This window comes from Streptomyces sp. NRRL F-5122, assembly GCF_001507435.1.
Lineage (GTDB): Bacteria > Actinomycetota > Actinomycetes > Streptomycetales > Streptomycetaceae > Streptomyces > Streptomyces lannensis.
The window spans coordinates 17,554-36,951 of the sequence record NZ_LMWH01000117.1 but is presented as its reverse complement, the minus strand read 5'-3'; the positions used below and the strand labels follow the sequence as shown (position 1 = coordinate 36,951).

Annotated in this window: 14 protein-coding genes; 3 read left to right on the top strand and 11 right to left on the bottom strand. The window is 69.0% G+C overall.

What is annotated here, in order from left to right; all coding sequences use genetic code 11:
* Window positions 1-17: 17 nt before the first annotated feature.
* Window positions 18-524 carry an alpha/beta fold hydrolase gene (locus ADL25_RS15075; RefSeq protein ID WP_107116610.1) on the top strand — a complete coding sequence of 169 codons (507 nt, stop codon included), beginning with the start codon at window positions 18-20 and terminating at the stop codon, window positions 522-524.
* A 257-nt stretch (window positions 525-781) separates the two neighbouring features.
* Here ADL25_RS15075 and ADL25_RS15070 read toward each other — a convergent pair whose 3' ends face one another.
* The 5 genes from ADL25_RS15070 to ADL25_RS15050 form a co-directional block, all read right to left on the bottom strand.
* On the bottom strand, window positions 782-1,630 hold the full coding sequence (locus ADL25_RS15070) for a class II fructose-bisphosphate aldolase (protein WP_059128243.1): 849 nt from the start codon (window positions 1,628-1,630) through the stop codon (window positions 782-784).
* Window positions 1,631-1,725: 95 nt separating this feature from the next.
* The gene (locus tag ADL25_RS15065) at window positions 1,726-2,655 is read right to left on the bottom strand and encodes a DMT family transporter (RefSeq protein WP_059128242.1); all 930 of its coding nucleotides are present in this window, start codon (window positions 2,653-2,655) and stop codon (window positions 1,726-1,728) included.
* Window positions 2,642-3,652 carry a BadF/BadG/BcrA/BcrD ATPase family protein gene (locus tag ADL25_RS15060; protein WP_059128241.1) on the bottom strand — a complete coding sequence of 337 codons (1,011 nt, stop codon included), beginning with the start codon at window positions 3,650-3,652 and terminating at the stop codon, window positions 2,642-2,644. Before ADL25_RS15060 ends, ADL25_RS15065 begins: the two co-directional genes overlap by 14 nt.
* A 34-nt stretch (window positions 3,653-3,686) precedes the next feature.
* On the bottom strand, window positions 3,687-4,859 hold the full coding sequence (locus ADL25_RS15055; protein WP_079050363.1) for an SIS domain-containing protein: 1,173 nt from the start codon (window positions 4,857-4,859) through the stop codon (window positions 3,687-3,689).
* Window positions 4,856-6,148 carry a D-tagatose-bisphosphate aldolase, class II, non-catalytic subunit gene (locus tag ADL25_RS15050; protein WP_059128240.1) on the bottom strand — a complete coding sequence of 431 codons (1,293 nt, stop codon included), beginning with the start codon at window positions 6,146-6,148 and terminating at the stop codon, window positions 4,856-4,858. Before ADL25_RS15050 ends, ADL25_RS15055 begins: the two co-directional genes overlap by 4 nt.
* A gap of 150 nt (window positions 6,149-6,298) precedes the next feature.
* Between ADL25_RS15050 and ADL25_RS15045 the strand changes: the two genes are divergently transcribed.
* The gene (locus ADL25_RS15045) at window positions 6,299-7,087 is read left to right on the top strand and encodes a GntR family transcriptional regulator (RefSeq protein ID WP_059128239.1); all 789 of its coding nucleotides are present in this window, start codon (window positions 6,299-6,301) and stop codon (window positions 7,085-7,087) included.
* Between the two features lie 567 nt (window positions 7,088-7,654).
* Here ADL25_RS15045 and ADL25_RS15040 read toward each other — a convergent pair.
* Genes ADL25_RS15040 through ADL25_RS15020 form a run of 5 tightly spaced genes read right to left on the bottom strand, consistent with a single transcriptional unit; the run spans window position 7,655 to window position 13,757 of the window.
* On the bottom strand, window positions 7,655-9,067 hold the full coding sequence (locus tag ADL25_RS15040; protein ID WP_059128238.1) for a cellulose binding domain-containing protein: 1,413 nt from the start codon (window positions 9,065-9,067) through the stop codon (window positions 7,655-7,657).
* Window positions 9,064-10,611 (bottom strand): beta-N-acetylhexosaminidase, encoded by a 1,548-nt coding sequence (locus ADL25_RS15035; protein ID WP_059128237.1) that lies wholly within the window; start codon window positions 10,609-10,611, stop codon window positions 9,064-9,066. Before ADL25_RS15035 ends, ADL25_RS15040 begins: the two co-directional genes overlap by 4 nt.
* A gap of 33 nt (window positions 10,612-10,644) precedes the next feature.
* Window positions 10,645-11,481, bottom strand: coding sequence for a carbohydrate ABC transporter permease (locus ADL25_RS15030; protein ID WP_059128236.1), 837 nt, complete (start codon window positions 11,479-11,481; stop codon window positions 10,645-10,647).
* Entirely contained in the window at window positions 11,478-12,446 is a 969-nt protein-coding gene (locus ADL25_RS15025; protein WP_059128235.1) for a carbohydrate ABC transporter permease, read from the bottom strand. Before ADL25_RS15025 ends, ADL25_RS15030 begins: the two co-directional genes overlap by 4 nt.
* Window positions 12,447-12,485: 39 nt before the next feature.
* The gene (locus ADL25_RS15020) at window positions 12,486-13,757 is read right to left on the bottom strand and encodes an extracellular solute-binding protein (RefSeq protein WP_059128234.1); all 1,272 of its coding nucleotides are present in this window, start codon (window positions 13,755-13,757) and stop codon (window positions 12,486-12,488) included.
* Between the two features lie 197 nt (window positions 13,758-13,954).
* On the opposite strand from ADL25_RS15020, the gene ADL25_RS15015 reads away from it, so the two are divergent.
* A complete protein-coding gene (locus ADL25_RS15015) occupies window positions 13,955-14,818 on the top strand; it encodes a GntR family transcriptional regulator (protein WP_059128233.1) in 864 nt (287 codons plus the stop codon).
* 119 nt (window positions 14,819-14,937) lie between these two features.
* Here the strand turns inward: ADL25_RS15015 and ADL25_RS15010 are convergent, their stop codons facing one another.
* Window positions 14,938-19,395: a trypsin-like peptidase domain-containing protein gene (locus ADL25_RS15010; RefSeq protein WP_079050362.1), complete on the bottom strand. Its 4,458-nt coding sequence runs from the start codon at window positions 19,393-19,395 to the stop codon at window positions 14,938-14,940.
* Between the last annotated feature and the right edge of the window lie 3 nt (window positions 19,396-19,398).

Here is a 19,398-nt window from a genome sequence, read left to right as displayed (position 1 = left end):
AGGGCCTCAAGGCCTACCTGAGCACCATCGAGGGCCCCATCGTCCTGGTCGGCCACTCCTACGGCGGCATGGTCATCTCCAACGCCGCCACCGGCAACAAGAACGTCAAGTCCCTGGTCTACGTCGACGCATACATCCCCGCCGCCGGCGAGACGCTCGGACAGCTCACAGGCGCCGAAGAAGGATCGGCGTTGAACGTGCCCGATCCCGGCACGGTGTTCAACTTCGTGCCCATCTCCAATGGGGGCGGCAACGTCGACCTGTACGTCAATCCCGAGCTCTTCGCGCAGATCTTCGCCGCGGTCATCGACCCGCACAAGGCGGCCGTCCTCGCGGCCTCCCAGCGCCCACTGGCGGCCAGCGCTCTCGAGGAGCCCTCGGGCGCACCCGCCACGCCTGCCGAGCAGACGTACCTGGCCAACCGCGCACACGCGCACACTCTGAAGATCAACGCCCCCCACCTGTCCATGGTTGCCAAGCCGAACGTCGTGACCGACCTGATCACGGACGCTGCACGTCACTGACCCCCAAGCCGGCGAGGCGCACCGAACCTCCCCCAGCGGTGTGCCTCGCCTTCCTGTCCACCCGCCTCCTGGATCCTCTCCTGCTCCATCCTGGACATCACCAGGGCTGACGACTGAACGCAGTGGGCTGTTCCCGACGGCGCTCCCACACCACTGCGCCGGCGGCCGCCGCTGCCGAAGAGGAATCAGCCGGGATACGGTCTCCGACCGCAGTGTCGAAGATGGGCGGAACGTTGACGGCGGCAGGTGTGTCGTGGTCAGGCCGCCAGCGCGGCGAGGACGTCTCGCACGGTGGTCACCACGGCGTCGCGAGCTGGGCCGAGGTATTTGCGCGGGTCCGTCAGCGCTGGCTCCCTGAGGAGCACATCGCGGACGGTGTGGGTCAACGAGACGTTGAGCGCTGTCCCGATGTTGATCTTTACCATGCCTGCCAGGACCGCGGCGCGCAGTTCTGCATCGGGAACCCCGGATGATCCGTGCAGCACCAACGGGACCGGAACAGCTTCCCGAAGGCGTGCGATGAGCGTGTGGTCCAAGGCCGCCGACCGTTCGGTCATGGCGTGGCTGCTGCCGACCGCGACCGCCAGGGCGTCCACACCCGTACGCGCCACGTAGTCGGCGGCTTCGGCCGGGTCCGTGCGCACTCCCTCGGCGTGCGCACTGGCGGGGGAGTCGGGCTTGCCGCCCACGTACCCCAGTTCGGCCTCGATCCAGAGGCCCGCTTCGTGCGCCCACCGTGCCGCCGAGGCGGTGGCGGCGAGGTTGTCGGCGTAGGACAGTGCCCCGGCGTCGAACATCACCGAGGAGAACCCGGTGTCGGCCGCTTGGTGCAGCAGGCCGATGTCCGTGACGTGGTCGAGGTGCAGAGCGACGTCGACCGTTGCTGTCTCAGCTATGGACGACGCCGCCAGTGCGAGGGGAGCGAGCCGTCCTCCGTGGTACCGCACGGCATTCTCGCTGATCTGCAGGATCACCGCCCGGCCGGCGGCCTCGGCGCCCGTCACGATGCCCTCTGCGTGCTCCAGGGTGATGACGTTGAAGGCGGTGACGCAACTGTGCTCGGCGGCGGCCCGGGCGACGAGGTCTCCGGTGGGGACCAAGGACATGTGCGTACTCCTCGTACGGGGGCTCGACTTGTCGTGGGGGAGAGACCTGGCCCGCCCTCCGGGCGGGCCAGGTCCAAGCTGCAGGATGCAGCGGCTTACGAGCCGGCAGCCGGTGCCGACGGCTCCAGAACCTGGGGAATCTCCTCGCGCTTCTCGTCGGCGTAGACCATCAGCGTCGATCCACCGAGGGCGAGCACGATGCCGATCGTCGCCCATATCGTCGGCAGCGTCTGATAGACCACCAACGACAGCACGATCGTGAGGACGGGCGCCAGGGCGTTGGTGATCGGCGCGACGACGCTGGCCTTTCCGCGGCTGAGCGCCATGACGAGGAACAGTGCGCCCACGGCGTTCAGGATCTGGGTGCCGGCGGTGAGCGCCGGGGCCTGCCAGGGCGCGTCGGGCAGCCCGCCCATCATGAGGACGGCGACAGGTACGAGAAGCAGTCCGCTGATGGTCATCCAACCGAACGTCGTCGCGTCGTTGACGCCGGCGAGGGCGGCCTTGCGCATGAAGAACGCTTGCGCTCCCCAGGCCACGCAAATGAGGACGGCCAACAGCATCCAGGACCCGGTGCTGACCGAGCCGCCCGCGCCCGCGGGGATGCTGATCAGCACGATGGCGATCAGCGCGGCGATCACTCCGATGACGGCGAGCTTCCCGATCCGTTCCCGGAGCAGTGCCACAGCCATCAGGACCGTGATCACGGGGGAGAGGGAGACCACGGGGAAGATCAGGTACGCGGGACCATCGGACAGCGCCTGGAACAACAGGAGTTGACCGCCCGCTCCGGTGAGTCCGGCCGCGAGCCCGTACACCGCGGCGATCGGGCGGCGGTCGAACCTTTCCCGGCGCAGTGCGACCGCGGCCGGGACGAGCATGGTGAAGGCCCAGATGACGTAGATCATCTCGTCCGGATAGCCATAGCGCTCGGTCGGCTGACTGGAGAACGCTCCCCAGACGCCCCAGAACAGAACCAACAGGCCCGCGTAGAGGATCCAGGTTCGTTTGTCACGCGTCGTCATGGCTGTCCTCCGTGGTCGTGATGTTCGAGCTGGAGCGCAGTGTGGCCAGTGCCTCGGTGCCGAGAGGGGTGCCGGCGAGCTTGGCCGCGTAGATCGCGGCGCCCACCACCGGTTCGAACAGGGGTTGCCGCAGCTCGTACTCGGCCGCGCTGCTCTTGAGCGCGGTGGTGAACGCGTCGAGCACGCGGGCCGAGCGGAAGACGCCGCCGGAGTAGGAGACGAGGACGGTCTCGTCGGGGGAGAAGCCCAGGCGGCGTCGGGCGCCGTCCACCAGCAGGGCCAGTTCCCTGCCGGCCTCGGTGAGGATGGCGGCGGCTTCCGTGTCGCCCGCCGCGGCCGCCTCGACCACCAGAGGGGTCAGTGAGGCGATCTCGCTGCGGTGTCCCTCCCAGCGGTTCAGCACGACGTCGATCACCTCGAGGTCCGAAGCCAACTCGAGGTGCCGACGCAGCAGTTCGGCGAGAGGGCCCTCGGGCAACCGGCCGTCGCTCATCCGGGAGAACACGTTCAGTGCCCGGGCGGCGATCCAGTACGCCGATCCCTCATCGCTGAACAGTTCGCTCCAGCCGCCGGTGCGGACGCCGTGGCCCTGCCGCTCGCCGTAGGTCATCGAGCCGGTGCCGCTGATCACGTTGATGCCGTCCACCGCGCCGAGCGAACCGGCCCAGCCGCAGATCATGTCGTTGTCGCTCGCATAGCGCTGGTGCCCCAGTACCCGGCCGGGGGCGGCGTCCAGCGCGGCGACGTCGCCGGGGACCTCTCCGTAGCCGGGCAGGCCCAGGAACGCGTGGTCGATGTCCGCGGGTGTGATGCCCGCGGCCTTGGTCACGGCCCCGATCCCCTGTTCGAGGACCCGTACGACGTGGTCGACGCCGCCGGTGGCGTTGTCTGCGAAATAGTAGGCGCCCTCTCCGAGAGCTCGGGCCCGGATGGTGCCCGCGCTGTCGATCAGGCAGAAAGCTGTCTTCGTGCCTCCGCCGTCCACACCCAGAAACATCGTTGTTCCTCCGCTCGGCTTTCTCTGGACGCTGTTACGCGACGTCGTTCCGTCGCTCCGGGAGCGGGTGCACGGTCACGCCCTGCACCACGCGGTTCACCTCTCCCGAGGGGAACGGGTTGTCGGGCCGGATGCCGCGGGCCATGGAGGAACGCAGTGCGATGAGCTGCGCGGTGACCACGGCGGGCAGGGCGATCGCGGTGTCGTCGGCGCCTACGAGTCCGGGCAGCAGCCAGGTGTCGTCCTCGGGCAATCCGTCGTGGGACGCGGTGACGGCCACGACGCTGCCGGGCGCGAGGCCCGCGCGCAGCTCGGTGATGATGTCGAGGTCGTAGCGGCGCGTGTAGGGGTCGTTGGATACGTACACGACGACGGCCGTGCGGTTGTTCAGCACCGACTTGGGGCCGTGGCGGAAGCCGAGCGAGGACTCCGAGGATGCGACGAGTGCGCCCCCGGTGAGCTCCAGCAGCTTCAGCGCGGACTCCTGGGCCAGGCCCTTCAGCGCGCTGCTGCTGCCGAGGTAGACCAGCCGTTCGGGCCGGCGGGCCAGCAGGGTGTCGATGGCCTGGTCCAGGCCCCCTGTCGTGATGTGCTCGGCCGCCGCGGCCGGTGCATCGATTCCGTCGGTGTCCAGCGCACCGAAGGCGAGCAGGGACGCGAGAAGCATGCTGGTGAAGCTCGACGTCATGGCGAAGCCCTGGTCGTTGGCCGAGCCCGGCATGAGCAGGACATGGGACGCGGGGTTCTCGCCGTGCGTCCGGGCCAGGCGTCCGGCGCTGTTGCAGGTGATGACGAGGTGGTTCACGCGGGTCAGGACCTGCTCGGCGAGCCGGGTGGCCGCGACGCTCTCGGGGCTGTCCCCGGACCGCGCGAACGACACCAGCAGTGTCGGGACGTCGTCCGGGAAGGAGGCGTAGGGATCCGCGACGATGTCGGTCGTCGACACCGCGTCCACGCGCCGGCCGGTGGCCTGCGCTATCGCCGACCGAACGACCTCCCCGGCGAAGGCCGAGGTACCGGCTCCGGTCAGGACGATTCGCAGTTCCGTCTCGGCGAGCAGCGGTTTGAGGAACGTGTCAAGGCGGGCCCGCCCGTCGGCGACGATCGCGCCGACCTCACGCCATACCGCGGGCTGCTGAGTGATCTCCGCGACCGTGTGGTCGGCCCCGCCGCCCTGGGGCATCGCGGTATGGGTGGAGGTGGTCACACGTACTCCTTGTCTTGAACACGGCATGCACGGTCGTAGTCGCGCAGGACGTCTCGGATCCGGTCGACGACCAGGTCCCGGGGCGTCGCGGTCAGAGCGCCGGTCCGAACCCGCCGGTACTGGTCGGGCAGGTGGGCACTCAAAAGAGGAAGGGGGATGTCCAGGGCCGAGAGGTTGGCGAACATTCGGTCCTGCGCGGCGGCTATCTCGGGGTCCGGCCAGTAGTAGCGCATCCGGTCGCTGTAGCTGTATCGCCTGGCCAGCCGCTGCTCGGCGGCGTCTCCTTCGTAGTAGCCCGACCACCAGGAGGGCTCGTCGCGCATTCGGCGGTCGACCACCTCGGTGATTCCGGAACGCGTCTGGGGGGCAACGAGCTCGTCCTCGATGGCCGCCAGTGCGAACAGGGCCTCGCGGAGCGCGAACGTCAGCCCGGGGCCCACTTTGAGTACGGCCCAGTGGTCCTCCACCAGGGCGGCCAGCCCGTCGACGGTCTGGTAGTCCGTCGAGTGGGCCTCGAAGACCATGTTCGGCTCGCCCGCGAGGACCTCACGCAGCTGGGTCGTCCGCTCGCGCCGGTAATCGAACACCTGATGGTGGTCGAATTCGACACCCGGCTGCACGACCAGGGCCATCACACGTGGCCACGCGTCGGCGACGTGGTGTGCCGCGAACGCGTCCCGGTTGCGCTCCAGGGTCAGGAGTGCGGCCGGGGGGCTGGTGGCCGCCATGTCCTCCAGGGTCTCGTGCGCCCCTCCCGGCACCGGCACCTCGGTGCCGATGACGTAGCGCAGAGCGCCGGCGGAGCCGCCCGCGGTCCCCTCGGCCACCCGCACCAGACGGGCGGTGCGCTCGGCGACCACGTCGTCGGTCAACGGTACGGGATCGCCGGCGCAGGAGAAGCTGCAGTCGAGGTGGATCTTCGTGAAGCCCGCCCGGACGTACGCCGCGACGAGGGCGTCCGCCTCGGTCATCGCCTCCTGCGGTGGCAGCGAGCGCCACCGGTTTGGCCCCAGGTGGTCTCCGCCGAGGACGATCCGGTCCAGCGGCAGGCCGAGCTCCGTGGCTATGCCGTGCACCAGATCGCGGAAGTCCTCCGGGCGCATGCCGGTGTACCCGCCGTGCTGGTCGACCTGGTTGGAGGTCGCCTCCACCAGGAGGGTGCCTTCCGAGGCGAGCGCCTGGCGCACGGACGCCTCGATGACCAGCGGGTGGGCCGAACACACGGAGGTGATGCCGTGCGGCTCACCCGCCTTCTGGCGTCGCACCACTTCGTCCAAGGGGTTCCACATGATCCGCTCCAAGGTTCGCCGAAGAGCGCGGCCCGAAACGGTACGCATGCCTCCGGAAACGTCTCCGGAATGCTATTGGTATGCCTCTTGGTCGTCAATGGTCTCAAGTTGGTATTGAACTGGTATCACGCCAACTGGTATACATCTGGTATGCCACCGGACAACGCTCTTCCCCAGGGCCTGCTGGGCGCCGACTCCCTGCCCCTGTACTCCCAGATCGCCGGACGCCTTCTGGACGACATCGCCGCCAACGGCGCCCGACCCGGGGACCGCCTGCCGTCCGAACGGTCGCTGGCCGGCCGGTACGGGGTTTCACGCGTCACGCTGCGCAGCGCGCTGAACGAACTGGCCGAGCGCGACGTCATCGAGTCCTCGCCGGCCCGTGGATGGTTCCTCGCTCAGGGCTACGAACGCGCGGTACCGGCCTCCCCGCCGTCGTCCGCTCCCGGGGGCAGTCAAACGGTGCAGGGCTTCGCCGACTACGCCGACCAGCACGGTTTCCAACTCCGGGACGAGGTCCTGGAATCCAGGGTCCGGGCAGCCACGGTCCAAGAGTCCGAGGTACTGCGCGTCGGCCCGGGAGCGGCGCTCTTCGAGATGCGCCGACTGCGTTTCCTGGATGACATCGTCGTCGTGCTGGAGCACAACCGGCTGCCCCTCGGGCTGTGTCCGCAACTGGCAGAAACCGACTTCACCAAGGACACCCTCTTCGCCACTCTCCGCCGCGCCGACCCACCCCAACTGCCCAAGGTCGCCGACTACTCCGTGGAGGCCCGGCATCCCACCGAGGAGGAGCGCAAACTGCTGGAGATCACCGATGCGACCCCCGTCCTGGTCGCCACGCAGCTCGCCTTCAACCAGAACGCACAGCCGCTGGAACTCACCGCAGCGGTGTTTCGTGGCGACCGGTACCACTTCCGGGCTTCGATCACTGGGTGAACTCGCCGCGTGTACATCGCTCAAGGCGTCCAGTCACTTCGGGGGCGGGGCCGTATTTGCCGAGAGGGGTTGCGGTCAGGGGCGCAGCTGACGAGGGAGCCGAACAGGGGCGGTCTGGCGGCGAGGTGCAATCCGGTGAAGTCGCCTGCCTTGGTGACCGCACCGGGGATGGCCTGCGGCGCACTCGCCCCATTGCTGGAGCCGAGCCTGGCGCGGCTGCCACGGTTCGGTGCAGTGAGTACGGGCACATTCGTCTTCGGTATCGCGTTCGCCGTCGTGCTGCTGTCCAACGTCCTGTGGCGTCAGGACGTTCGGCGCGCGAGCGCTTTGCACAGGGCCTTGCGCCGGTGCCGGGCCCGACGCGGCCCCGGACCGGTTGCCCTTGCCACCCTCGTGACCGCGAGAGTCGTACCACGTGTGGGCCATGGCCCCTCGCCGTGGCGGGTGGCATCCTGTTCGCGACCGGGCAGCTACTCCTGAAGATGATCCGAGGCGACGACTCCGGCACGCCGAACGCCCAGGAGAGGGGAGTCCGCGCTGTGGACCGCGCGGACTCCCCAACGCCGGTCAGGCGCCCGGCACCGTGTCCTCGAACGTGGTGCCCGCCGACCGGAAGGCGGACACCTTGTCCGCCACCTGGGCAGGGGTGAGCACCTGATCCTTGACATGCAGGACATAGTCGACCTGCTCGTCGTACGCGCGCGGGCTGGTGCTGCTCTGCCCGCCGAAGTCGATCAGCCACTGATTGAAGTTGATCGACATCGGCCGCTCCGGCAGGTACTGGGCGTCGTGCGTGCCGAACAGCTGGCCGTCGATGTAGTAGCGGATGGAGCTGTTGTTGATGGTGAGCACCAGGTCGTGCCAGCCGGCGTAGCTCTGGCGGCCCTCCGTGTGCTGGTTGACGGCCTGCCACGGGTCCGGGTTGTAGGTCTCCCAGGACGTCGTGTACAGGATGTTCGACGACTCGCCCCAGCCCCCGTTCGGGAGGTACTCGAAGTCGTACTCCGAGTAGTCGTCCGCCATCGGCGCCTTGAGGTCGTTGATGGTGAAGAACGTCTGCACGAGGTGGTCCCCGTCGGGCCCGCTCTTGGGCGTGTCATTGAACTTGACGCGCGCTGCGTACGTGCCGTTCTTGAACTTCGTTGCCTTGGTGAGGACTTCGGTCTGCTCTGTGCTTCCGCCGGTCCCGGACGTCGATGTCTCCAGGTTCATCACCGAATCGCCGCCCGAGGAGGCGAACGTCACGTTCTCCGGAGCCCAGGTCGCGCCCGGCACGCCCGGACCGCCGGAGTTGGAGCGCACGCTCCAGCCGTTCGCCGAGATCCTCGGGTCGTTGTACGCCGAGTAGTTGAAGTCGTCGAAGAGCGTCGCCCCGTCGGCCGGCGGGTCCGTGGGCGGATCGGTGGGATCGGTCGGGTCGTTCCCCTCGGGCGCCGTGCCCCAGACGAGGCCGCCGTCCACCTGGGCGGTGACCTTGGACCAGTTCGCGTACGACGTCTGCGAGGCGCCGAAGGAGTAGTCGTCGCTCTGGTTCAGCGGCTGCCAGTCGGAGCGGTAGAACCGCAGCTGGAGGTCGCCGGTGTCGGCACCGGGCGCGAGGGAGCCGGCTCCCGATGTGAAACCGATCTCCAGATACCGGTCGGCGTTTGAGGTCGGGTGCTCCAGCGTGCCGAACGTGCCGGTGATGTTGGCGCAGCCCTTGACGGCCCAGGAGCACGCGAAGCGGTAACTCGTACTTGTCGTGTCGGACTTGAAGTAGTAGCGCAGCTTGACACTGCTGAGCGGTACCGCGGAGCCGCCGGCGTTCCTGACCTTGAGCCACGGCTCGGCCTGGTCGCTGCCGGTGGACCCGGTGTGATACTGGACGGTGAGGTCTCCCGCCGCCGCGTCGGCGGTCGAGGGCAGTGCGAAGAGGCTCACGGACCCGAGCACGGCGGCGACGGCGCAGGTCAGGGTTCTTCCGATGGTCGTCCTACTCATGACTGTTCCTTCCCGGAACGGTGGGGGATGGGGACGTACGGATGGAGCGGCCCGTGCCGCACACCGAGCGCGGTGAGCCGGGTCGAGTGCGTCCCGAGCCGGCGCTGGAAGTCGGGCCATGACGCGTCGCCGTGCCAGGCGCGGTCAGCGAATGCGCACAGGCGGGGGAAGGCGAGATAGTCGATGTGCCCGGGCGTGGCGGCGAACTCGGTCCACAACTCGGCCTGTACGCCGATGAGGTCGCCCACGGCGTCCGGCTCTTCGGGCAGGTCGTGGCTGTGGACGGCGCGCAGGTCGACCACGGCGCCGGGTTGTCCGGCCGGCTCGTCCGGGTTGTCCGTCTGGGGGTAGTCCAGGTACGCCGCGCGGTGCTGGGCGCTGATGACGGTGTGGCCGCGCTTGAGGGCGATCCGGGTGTGCTCGGGCTCGCGCCAGGTCATCACGGTGAACTCCGGCGGCAGCTCCTCGCCGGTCTCCGCCCAGGCCACCGGGGTGCGCCCCCGTTCCAGCAGATGTGCCCCGACCCTGCGCAGGAACCAGCTGTGCAGCGCGTCCGTGCCCGCCAGGCCTTCGGCGTCGGCCCGGGCCCGCGCCACCGGACTCGCCGCCCACTGCGTCGTCGGGCATTCGTCGCCGCCGATGTGCACGTGCGGCGAAGGGAAGACGTCCAGGACCTCGTCGAGAACGGCACGGCAGAAGTCGAACACCGGCTCCTGGACGCCGAGGATCGTGTCGCACACCCCCCAGTGGGTCCACACGTCGACCTGCCGCCCGGGCACGGCGCCGAGCTCGGGGTACGCGGCGATCGCGGCGCGGGCGTGCCCCGGCATCTCGATCTCCGGCACCACCGTGATCCCGCGCTGGGCGGCGTAGGCGACCAGTTCGGTCAACTCCCGTCGGGTGTAGGAGCCTTCGTGCGGGATGCCGTCGAAGACGGTTGACCCGGCCGGGCCCACCATCGACTCGGCGCGTCGCCCGCCCACCTCGGTGAGCCGGGGGTATGCCGCGACCGGCATCCTCCAGCCCTGGTCGTCGGTGAGATGCAGCTGCAGCACGTTCAGCTTGTGCAGTGCGAGCATGTCGACGTACCGGCGCAGCATCGACACCGGCTGGAAGTGCCGGGCCACGTCGAGCATGAACCCGCGCCACGGGTGCCGCGGCACGTCGGTGATCTCCACGCACGGCAGCCGCAGCTCGGCTGGATGACGCCTCAACAGGGCTGTGGCGGGCAGGAGTTGGCCTACGGTCTGGATGCCGTGCAGCAGCCCCGTGACGTGCGCCGCCCGTAGCAGGACGGCGTCCGGCGAGACGGTCAGGCCGTAGCCCTCGGTGCCGAGCCCGGTCAGCCGCGGGTCGAGTGCGAGAACGAACGGCCCGTCGGCGCGCGGTCCAAGGGGCAGTCCGACGGCCGTCCGCAGCAGGTGCGCGGCGCGTTCGGCGCCGGGGGTGATGCGTAGTGACGTGGTGCTGTCGAGTGTGAAGTGGCCCGGGCGGTGAGCGAGGTGGGTGGGCTGGGGGATCAGGGCAGGGCGAGGTGCGGACACTGCGTACCTCCGGGACACGTGGGTGGCGGCGGGTCAGCCCTTGACAGCGCCGGCGGCGAAGCCGGACGTGACGTGCCGCTGCAGCAGCAGGAACACCGCGAGTGCGGGCAGGGCGAACAGCGTGGAGGCGGCCATGGTGGCGCCCCAGTCGGTGCCGAACGTGTTGTGGAACGAGGACAGCCACACCGGCAGCGTTCGGTGGTCCTGCTGTTTGATGATCAGGAAGTTGGCGTACGCGAACTCGTTCCATGCCGTGATGTAGCCGAACAGCGACGTCGCCATCAGTCCGGGCGTGAGCAGCGGGAACGCCACATGCCTGAAGGCGCCGAACCGGGTGCAGCCGTCGACCTGTGCCGACTCCTCCAGCTCCGCCGGGATCGTCGCGATGAAGCCCCGTAGCACCACGATCGTGAACGGCAGCGTCATCATGAAGTACACCAGCGTCAGCGTCGGCAGCCGGTCCAGCATGTCGGTGTCGCGGGAGATGATGTACACGGGGATGATCAGCGACTCCCACGGGGCCATCTGCGCGACGAACACCATCAGCATGAACTGCCGCCGCCCCCGCCACCGCATCCGCGCCACGGCGAACGACGCGCCAAGGGCAACTATCAGAGCAAGCAGCACCGCCCCCAGTGTCACCAGGACGCTGTTGCGCCAGAACAGACCGAAGCCTTCCGCGTCGATCGCCCGCTTGAAGTGGTCGAGTGTCCAGGTCTGCGGGAGCAGTTGAGGGTGCTCGGACTGGATGTCACGGTTCGGTTTGAAGGACGTCGTGATCATCCAGTAGACGGGAAAGAGGCAGATCACGATGGTGAGGGCCGCGGCCAGGTGCAGGGGGAGGCGGCGCACCGCACGTCGGGTGCTCACAGCTCGCCCTCCTGACGGAACATCTGCCGGAAGTACACGATCAGAATCCCGGACATGAGCACGACGGTGACCATCGATGCAGCCGAGCCGAGGTCGTAGCGCTGCTGGGCGAGCGCCGTCTGGACCGCGTACACCGGCAGGATCGTCGTGGCGTCGCCGGGGCCGCCGCGGGTCATCACCCAGATCTGCACGAACGCTCTGAACGTCCAGATGACTTCGAGCGAGAGCACCAGCATGAATATGGGCCGCACGATCGGCAGGGTCACCGAGCGGAAGACGCGGAAGCCGGACGCGCCGTCCAGCCGCGCGGCCTCGTACAGCTCGGACGGCACGGTGGTGAGTGCCGAGTACAGGGTGATCGCCGCGAAGGGCACCGACTGCCACACCACGAGCGTCACCAGGATACCGAAGGCCGCGCCCCCGTGCGCCAGCCACGGGTATCCCTCGAACGACGTGAACCCGAGGCCCGTCAGGACATGGTTGACGATGCCGAACTCCGAGTGGAACAGCCACTGGAACACGGTCGTCGCCGCCACAACCGGCATCGCCCACGTCAGGACGAGCGAACTCAGCACGGCTGTGCGCCAGCGCCGCCCGAGCCGCTCGATCATCAGCGCCACCAGTGTGGAGAGCACCATGATCAGGGCGACGTTCACTGCCATGAACAGGAAAGTGCGGCGCACCACGGTCCAGAAGCGCGGATCCGTCAGCAGGGTCCGGTAGTTGTCGAACCCCACGAAGTGCGCGTCGCCGAGAATGAGTTGACGCAGACCGAAGTCCTGGAAGGAGATCAGGACGGCCCGGGCCAGCGGATAGACCAGCAGGTACAGCATGCCGAGGACGGCGGGCGCCACCAGCAGATACGGCCAGACGCCGGACATGGTGGCGCGGCGGGCCGGCCCCGGTGTGCGCCGGGGCGGCCGGATCAGGGGGCGGGGCGCGGTCCGCTCATGGACGACCGACACGGCGCACACTCCTTCCTTCGTCACGGGACAGATCGGGGATCAGGAACCGGAGTTCATCGCCTGCGTGATGGCCTCGGACGCCTTCGTCGCCTCGGACGCCGCCTCCTTGCCGGTGAGCACGGCCGTCATGTAGTCCTTGATCGGGTTCTTGGCCTCGACCGCGGCCCACCCCGGCGTGTTGGGCGTCGCGTGCCCTTCGGCCGCGCCGACCGCCATCGCCGAAGCACCCGGATCGGCCGCGACCGCACCGGCGAGAGTCGTCTTGTTCGGCACGTAGCTCATGGCGACGGCGAGCTTCTTCTGCCAAGCGTCGCCGGTCAGTTCCTTGATGAACGTGTAGGCCGCGTCGTGATGCTGCGACACCGCGGGGATCACCAGATCCGAACCGCCCGTGAACACGGCTCCGGGCTTGTCGACGGTCTTGCCGGGGATCGGGAAGAAGCCCAACTTCCCCTCGAGGCCGGCGTTGTTCTGGACGACGACGTTCGCGCCGCCGGGCGTGCTGATGACCTGCGCCACCTGCCCCTTCGCCATCACCTCGGCCTGCGGGGGCTGTGCCTCGTCGGAGTCCTTCGGGCCCTTTCCGAGCGCCTGCAGCTTCTTGTAGAACTCCATCGCGTGCAGCGCCTCGGGGGTGTCGAGTGCACCCTTCCAGCTGCCGCCGGACTGGGTGGCCAGATCGCCGCCCTCGTCCCAGATGAAGCCCGAAAGGGTGTACCAGTTCTGCCCGGGCAGATAAATCCCCTGCTGAGAACCCTTGTTGAGCTTCCGCGTGGCACTGATCCACTGATCCCAGGTCTTGATCTTCGACGCGTCCACGCCGGCCTTTTGGAAGAGGTCCTTGCGGTAGATCACGACGCGGTTGGCCGCGTAGTAGGGAATGCCGTACTGCTTGTCCTGGTAGGAGCCCGGTTCGGAGAGCCCTTTGAGCCAGGAACTGCCGCCGAGGTCGCTGACCTTGTCACTCAGGTCCAACAGGCCGCCGCTCTGGGCGAACTGGGCCACCTGGGTGTTGCCGGTCTCGATCACGTCGGGCGCGTCGTTGCTGGCGAGGGCGGCCGTGACCTTCTCGCCGATCCCGTCCCACTCCTGGATCTGCACCCGCACCTTGATGTCGGGATGCGCGGTTTCGAAGCCCTTGACGAATTCCTTCTGGAACGCGGCCGACACGCTGTCGCGCATCAGCCATACGTCGATCGTGGTGCGCCCACCGCCGCCTGACCCCCCGTCGTCGGAGCCGGACGAACTACAGGCACTGAGTCCGGCGGCCGCGACGAGCGCGGACAGACCGGCGAGCAAGCGGAGCTTCACGGGTCACCTCTGGGAGTCGGACCTGACCAGTTCGCGAACTGGTCAGGTGACCTCTGGTGGTGGAGAAAGGTGGCATAGACCAATGAGCCCGTCAACCCCCCAGGTAAGGCACGCCAGTTGGCTGACATGTTGTCGATCTCACCCGTGTCGTGGTCAACTGGTCAGGTAACTGGTCCTACAGAGCGAGGGGGCGGAACGTGAGCGCCGAGGGGCACGAGGCGAACGAGGGGAGCACACCGGGATCGGTACTCAAGCGGGAACGGGTGCGTGACCACATCCTCGAACTCATCGAGTCGCAGCATCCCGGCGACCCGATCCCCTCCGAGCGCACGCTCAGCGCCCGCCTCGAAGTCTCACGGCCGACACTGCGCGCCGCGGTGGACGAACTCGTCGCCGCGGGCCTTCTCGTCCGCGAACACGGGCGCGGCATGTTCGTCGCGCCCGAGAAGATCACCCAGGAACTCGTCTCCCGGGAGCAGACGATGTCGCTCCCGCAGGCGGGCGGGGCATGGTCGAGCCGCCTCTTGGAGTTCACCACGATCCAGGCAGGCGCCCGCGTCGGCCGCCGCCTGCGCCTGTCACCCGCGGCGAAGATCGTGTACGTGGCCCGGCTCCGGCTTGTCGACGGGGCGCCGATGGCCATCGAGCATCTGCACATCCGCGCCGACCTCGTACCCGGCCTCAGCGCCCAGGAGTTGGAGGACGGTGACCTCTACGAGCATCTGCGCGGGCATCACGACGTTCACGTCCGCGAAGCCATGCAGACCATCGAGCCGACCGTCGTCACCCGGGCCGAGGCCGAGGTCCTCGACGTGCCCGAGCTGTCGCCCGCAATGCTCATAGAGAGACTCACCAGCGACGCGGCCGGGCGCCCCGTCGAGTACGTGCACTCGCTCTACCGCGGCGACCGCTACCGCATCGTCTCCCGCCTCACCCTCGGCCCCGCCACGACCCCCACGGAGCCCGTGGCAGACCACCACCCAGGCATCCCGCCGGGCGACTTCGGCCGCCTCGGTACCGTCGCCTCCTCCACCCGGGGTGACGTGCAGCAGGCACCCTGACACCACCGCAGCGGCAGGCACGGACGCGGGCCACCGCACGGTTGCGGCGCCGCCTCGGCCGACCACCATCGCCATGGCCGCCGCGCGGCGGACCTACGCGGTCACGGCAAGAGGGAGGGTCAGGACCCCTGCTGGCTACCGAGTGTGACGTATGGAAGCACGGCGTTCGGCCGCGCACAGGGCGGACGGTAGGCCTCATGGGGCACGTACCGGCTCCACTGGCTGCGTGTGATCACGTCGCCGACGGTCGCGCACACCGCGTCGGTGTTGGCGGACGGGTTGACGTTCCATACGTCGATCGAATCGGAGATCGTGGTGGCCAGCAGTACCCCGTCCGTGCTGAAGGCGACGTTTCCTCCACTGATCGCGCCATCGGGCTGGAAGGCCGCAGACGCCTGGAACAGAGGTGCGCGAGGGTTGCGGGTGTTCCAGATCTCGAGGTGGGCGCTTCCCTCGCCCTGCCCGATGGGTGTGTCCCTGGGGACGCTGCTCAGCACGAAGGTGTTGCCATCCGGACTGAACGCGGGGGTCTCGCCCAAGTAGCCACTGACGTGGAACGTGGTGGGGTCACCGACGATGCGGTCGTCGGCGATCCGGAAGATGCGGAAGGTGCCGGAGGAGTCACCGACGGCGAGCCAGTGTCCGTCCGGGCGGAAGACGCTGGTCGACACCTGCGTCCCTGGCGTCAGATAGCGGGCGGGAAGGGCCACCGGATGGTGTGGATCGGAGATGTTCCAGGAGAGCAGTGCATCGTCGGTGTCGGCGATCAGCAGGCGGCCATTGGGGGAGAGGGCGATGTGGAAGGCGTCGGCGGGGACCTGCGCGACTTGCCGTGGGTGGGCGGCGTCGGTGAGGTCGAACAGTTTCACCGTGGGCGCGCGGCCACTGTTCGCGCTTCGGTCCTCGTTGTTGTCGTCGACGGCCAGGATGTGGCTGTCCGGGGTGAAGGCGAGGCCGTGCACACCGCGGTCGATGCCGTCGACGGTCGCGATGACAGGAAGGCCGGCCTTGGTGGTGTCCCGGAGCCGCAGGACGAGCCGTGCCTTGTCGTGTCCCTCGGGGATGTGCTCGCTGTCGGCGAGGATCTTGCCGTCCGCGCTGAATGCCGCAGCCTCCGCGCCGATGTAGCCACCGGGGAGATGCGCGATGTCGCGGTGGGGCGGTTGCCCGGTGACGTCGATGACCTTGCCCGAGTCACCGCCCACGACGGCCAGAAGCCGCCTGGGGCCCGGGCTGAAGGCCAGGGCCACGTCGAATCCGTCGGGCCGTGCGCCGTAACTGCCCGCGGCGCCCGGCTGATAGGGGTCGCCGGCGTCCCACTGCTGGACACCCGCGCCCGTCGCGTGCAGTAGCACGCGCCCGCTCGGTGCGAACACCGCGGGCCCGTTGAAGGACTCGTTCACACCGGAGAGCGTGTGCACGGGCGTCACATCTGCCATGGAGTGTGTCTGCCACAACTGGTCGCGCCCCTGGCCGTACGAGTCGCTGCACACCGTCGCGAGGACACCGTTGTCAGGACTGAAGGAGACGGACAGCAGGCCATCGACACACAGGTCGGTGGGGCCCTCGTCGCTCGTGGGCGCCGCGAGTTGGCGAGGCGGCTTCCCAGGGGCCGTGCTCCAGAACCTCAGTACGCTGTTGTTCCCGTCCCCGGGCGTCGCGAGGATCGCACCGTCCGAGGTGAAGGCGAGCCTGTGCGCCACTGGGCGGTATGCCGACGAACGGTGCATGTCACCGTGGAAGCCGTCGACCGTGGCCGACGGCTGTCTGCCGGACGCCGACACGTCCCACAACCGGACCTTGTGGTCGGCCCCGGAACTGGCGAGGGTCGGCCGGGTCGGTGAGAAGGCGAGCGAGTCGACCTCGCCGCGATGACCGGGAAGAGCCGCCAGCTGCCGCGGCGCCCGCGGCGCGCTCACGTCCCAAAGTTCGATGGCACCCCTCTTGGTGCCCGCAGCGAGATACCGGCCGTCGGCGCTCGTCGCGAGCGCGGTCACGGCATCCCCGCCGAGGCCGAGTGTGCTGAGGTCGTGAGGGCGTGCCGGGTCGGTGAGGTCCCAGAGCCGTACGGTGTGAGCCGCGGCACCGGTTGTCGCCGCCAGCACGTGCCCGTTGGGAGTCAGTGCCAATGGGCCGCCCTTCGGCCCAGCGATTCGGGCCCGGGCGTGACCTGACATGCTCCAGATGGCGATGCCGCCGTCCGTGGACATGACCAGGGTGTGCCCGTCGGGGGATTGCGCCATGTCCGAGACGGCGTCCACGCTGTCGAAGACGCCGGGAGCCGCCAGCGCAGCCAGTAGGGGGCCCGAGCCGGTATCGGGGTCGAGCCGGTACGAGGTCAGGGCCAGTTGTTTGGCAAGTCCGGGATCCGTGTCGAGTATGCGTTCCGACTCGGCCGCCACCAGGCGGGCCACCGCGCTGTGCCTCTGGGCGACCGCGTTGTCTCGCTCGAACAAGGCGACCACTGCAGTGCCGGAGGCGATGAGAGCCAAGGCCACTATGACGGTGATCACCGTGCGCCGCACGCGCCGGCGCCGTGCCGCCGCACGGCGTGACACGGCAAGGAACGCGGCGATGTCGCCGGGCAAGCCGCGCTGCTGTGACCACTCCACGCCTGCTTCCAGGTCACTTCCGCCGAGGAGGTCGTCCGACCTGCTCGACTCCCGCCAGCGCGCCCAGCGTTCGCGCGAGCGTCGCAGCCAGTCCTGGAAGTCGCGGTCCCTGCCCACCCAGGCGCGCAGGGTCCCCCACTCCCGGATGAGCGCTTCATGGATGAGCTCCGCCACCGGCTCACCCTCGTCGTCGCGCTGTCCCGGCAGGGGCGCGGTACGGGTGACGACGACGCGGTCGCGCGTGAGCGCGCTGAGGACGTCCTCGGTCTGCTGTTCCCGGGCTTTCGCGGAAAGGCCGTCCGTGGTGTCCTCAGCCAGTTCGCGGAGGACGGCGAGCGGAACCTGTTGCCGGACGGCCGGAATATGGTGGGCCTCGTCGGCGGGCCGTACCAACGCGGTGAGGATCCGCCGTACGGTCGGCCGGGCTTCTTGGGGCAGTTGGCGTACCACGTCGTCGCACCATGTCGCGATGCCGCCGGAGACTTTGCCAAGGGCCTGGTACCCCTGGTGGGTGAGGTGCCCGTCGTTCTTTCGCCGGCGTTGCCACAGTCGGTGGAGGGTCAGTTCGAGCAGTGGCAGTACGGTGACGGGGGCCCGCTGCGCGCCGGCCTCGTCCGGGTCGATCGCGAGGATGTCGGTGACGATCCGGTCGGCCAGCCCCTTCTCGAAGTGTGCTCCCACCGCTTCGGCGGGTCGGGTGACGATCGCGTGCAGGTCTTCCTTGCTCAGCGTGGCCTGCACGCTCATCAGGCCTGGAGCGACGGCGTCCAAGAGGTCCGGGGCCAGAGCGGCCAGCCGGGGGTAGAAGTCGTCGCGCATGACCAGGAGCACTGTCAGGGCCGCGTCGGACGTGACCGCCGCGGCGATCTCCCGCAGGGCCGCACGCTGTGGCTCGGGTGTCTGCCCGTCAGGCGACGTGTGCGACAGCAGCTCCTCGAACTGGTCGACTATCAGCAGGACACGGTTGTGGTCAGGGAATTCGGCGAGTCGCCGCTCCACGGCGGTGGCGATGCCATGTGTGCGAACACCGAGCAGTCCCGCAACCTCGAGCGCGGACAGCAGATCATGTTCCGGGCGCACGGACACGGGCAACCAGCGGTCGCTGTCCGGTAGTTGTCCCGAGGCGAGCGCGGGGAGGACTCCCGCCTGGACGAGTGAGGACTTGCCCGCACCGGAGGGCCCGAGGAGCGCGACCGCCCTGCGCTGTCCCGCCAGTGCCTCAACGACGCGCTCTACAGCGGCTTCCCGCCCGTGGAACCATGCGGCGTGCTCCGTGGCGAAGGGCTTCAGTTCCCGGTAGGGGCACACATCGTGCAGGTTCAGCGCGGTGCACACCTTGCGTAGCGCCTGGGAGGGCGTGGCGTACGCGATGCCCAGGCCCTTGAGGTATGTGTCGGGTGCGGCGATCGCCGTGACCATGCCGATGACAAGGCCGGTCATCGCGTCGACGACGGGCGCGCCGCTGAATCCGGTCGTCAGGTCGTTGGCGGCGGTCAGTTGCAGCAACGGGTCGTCGGACCCCTGAGCGCCGCCGGGCGGCAGCAGGTCACCGGCTACCGCGAACCCGTGGTGGCCGCCGGGTGGAGCCTGGGCGGGAAACCCGAACGACTTCACATGGTGGCCCTGGCACCCCTCGGCGGAACCCAGCCGCAGTGGCCGGACCCCTGCGAGGGGGGCGTCCAGTTCCACCACGGCGATGTCCAAAGCCTCGGGCGCGCTCCACTGATCTGTCCGCACGTACCCCTCTTCGTCGGGGGCGCCCGGCGCGTGGGGGAAGGCGAATCGGACGCGGCCGCCGGGTCCGGACCCGGCTTTGACGACCACGTGGGCGCATGTGACGACGGTCCGGTCCGCCACGAGGAAGCCCGCGCCCGCCGTATGCTGTGCGCCGTCGAGCACCCGCACCACTGCAGTGTGGGTTCCGGGCTCCGAATCCTGCAGGGCACCCTGGGCCGGCGCGCTCACGGC

Bases quoted from the DNA above. Each gene is read 5' to 3' on its own strand.
- ADL25_RS15070 (WP_059128243.1), bottom strand. From the start codon at position 1,630: ATGTCCTTGGTCCCCACCGGAGACCTCGTCGCCCGGGCCGCCGCCGAG.
- ADL25_RS15065 (WP_059128242.1), bottom strand. From the start codon at position 2,655: ATGACGACGCGTGACAAACGAACCTGGATCCTCTACGCGGGCCTGTTG.
- ADL25_RS15060 (WP_059128241.1), bottom strand. From the start codon at position 3,652: ATGTTTCTGGGTGTGGACGGCGGAGGCACGAAGACAGCTTTCTGCCTG.
- ADL25_RS15050 (WP_059128240.1), bottom strand. From the start codon at position 6,148: ATGTGGAACCCCTTGGACGAAGTGGTGCGACGCCAGAAGGCGGGTGAG.
- ADL25_RS15045 (WP_059128239.1), top strand. From the start codon at position 6,299: ATGCCACCGGACAACGCTCTTCCCCAGGGCCTGCTGGGCGCCGACTCC.
- ADL25_RS15040 (WP_059128238.1), bottom strand. From the start codon at position 9,067: ATGAGTAGGACGACCATCGGAAGAACCCTGACCTGCGCCGTCGCCGCC.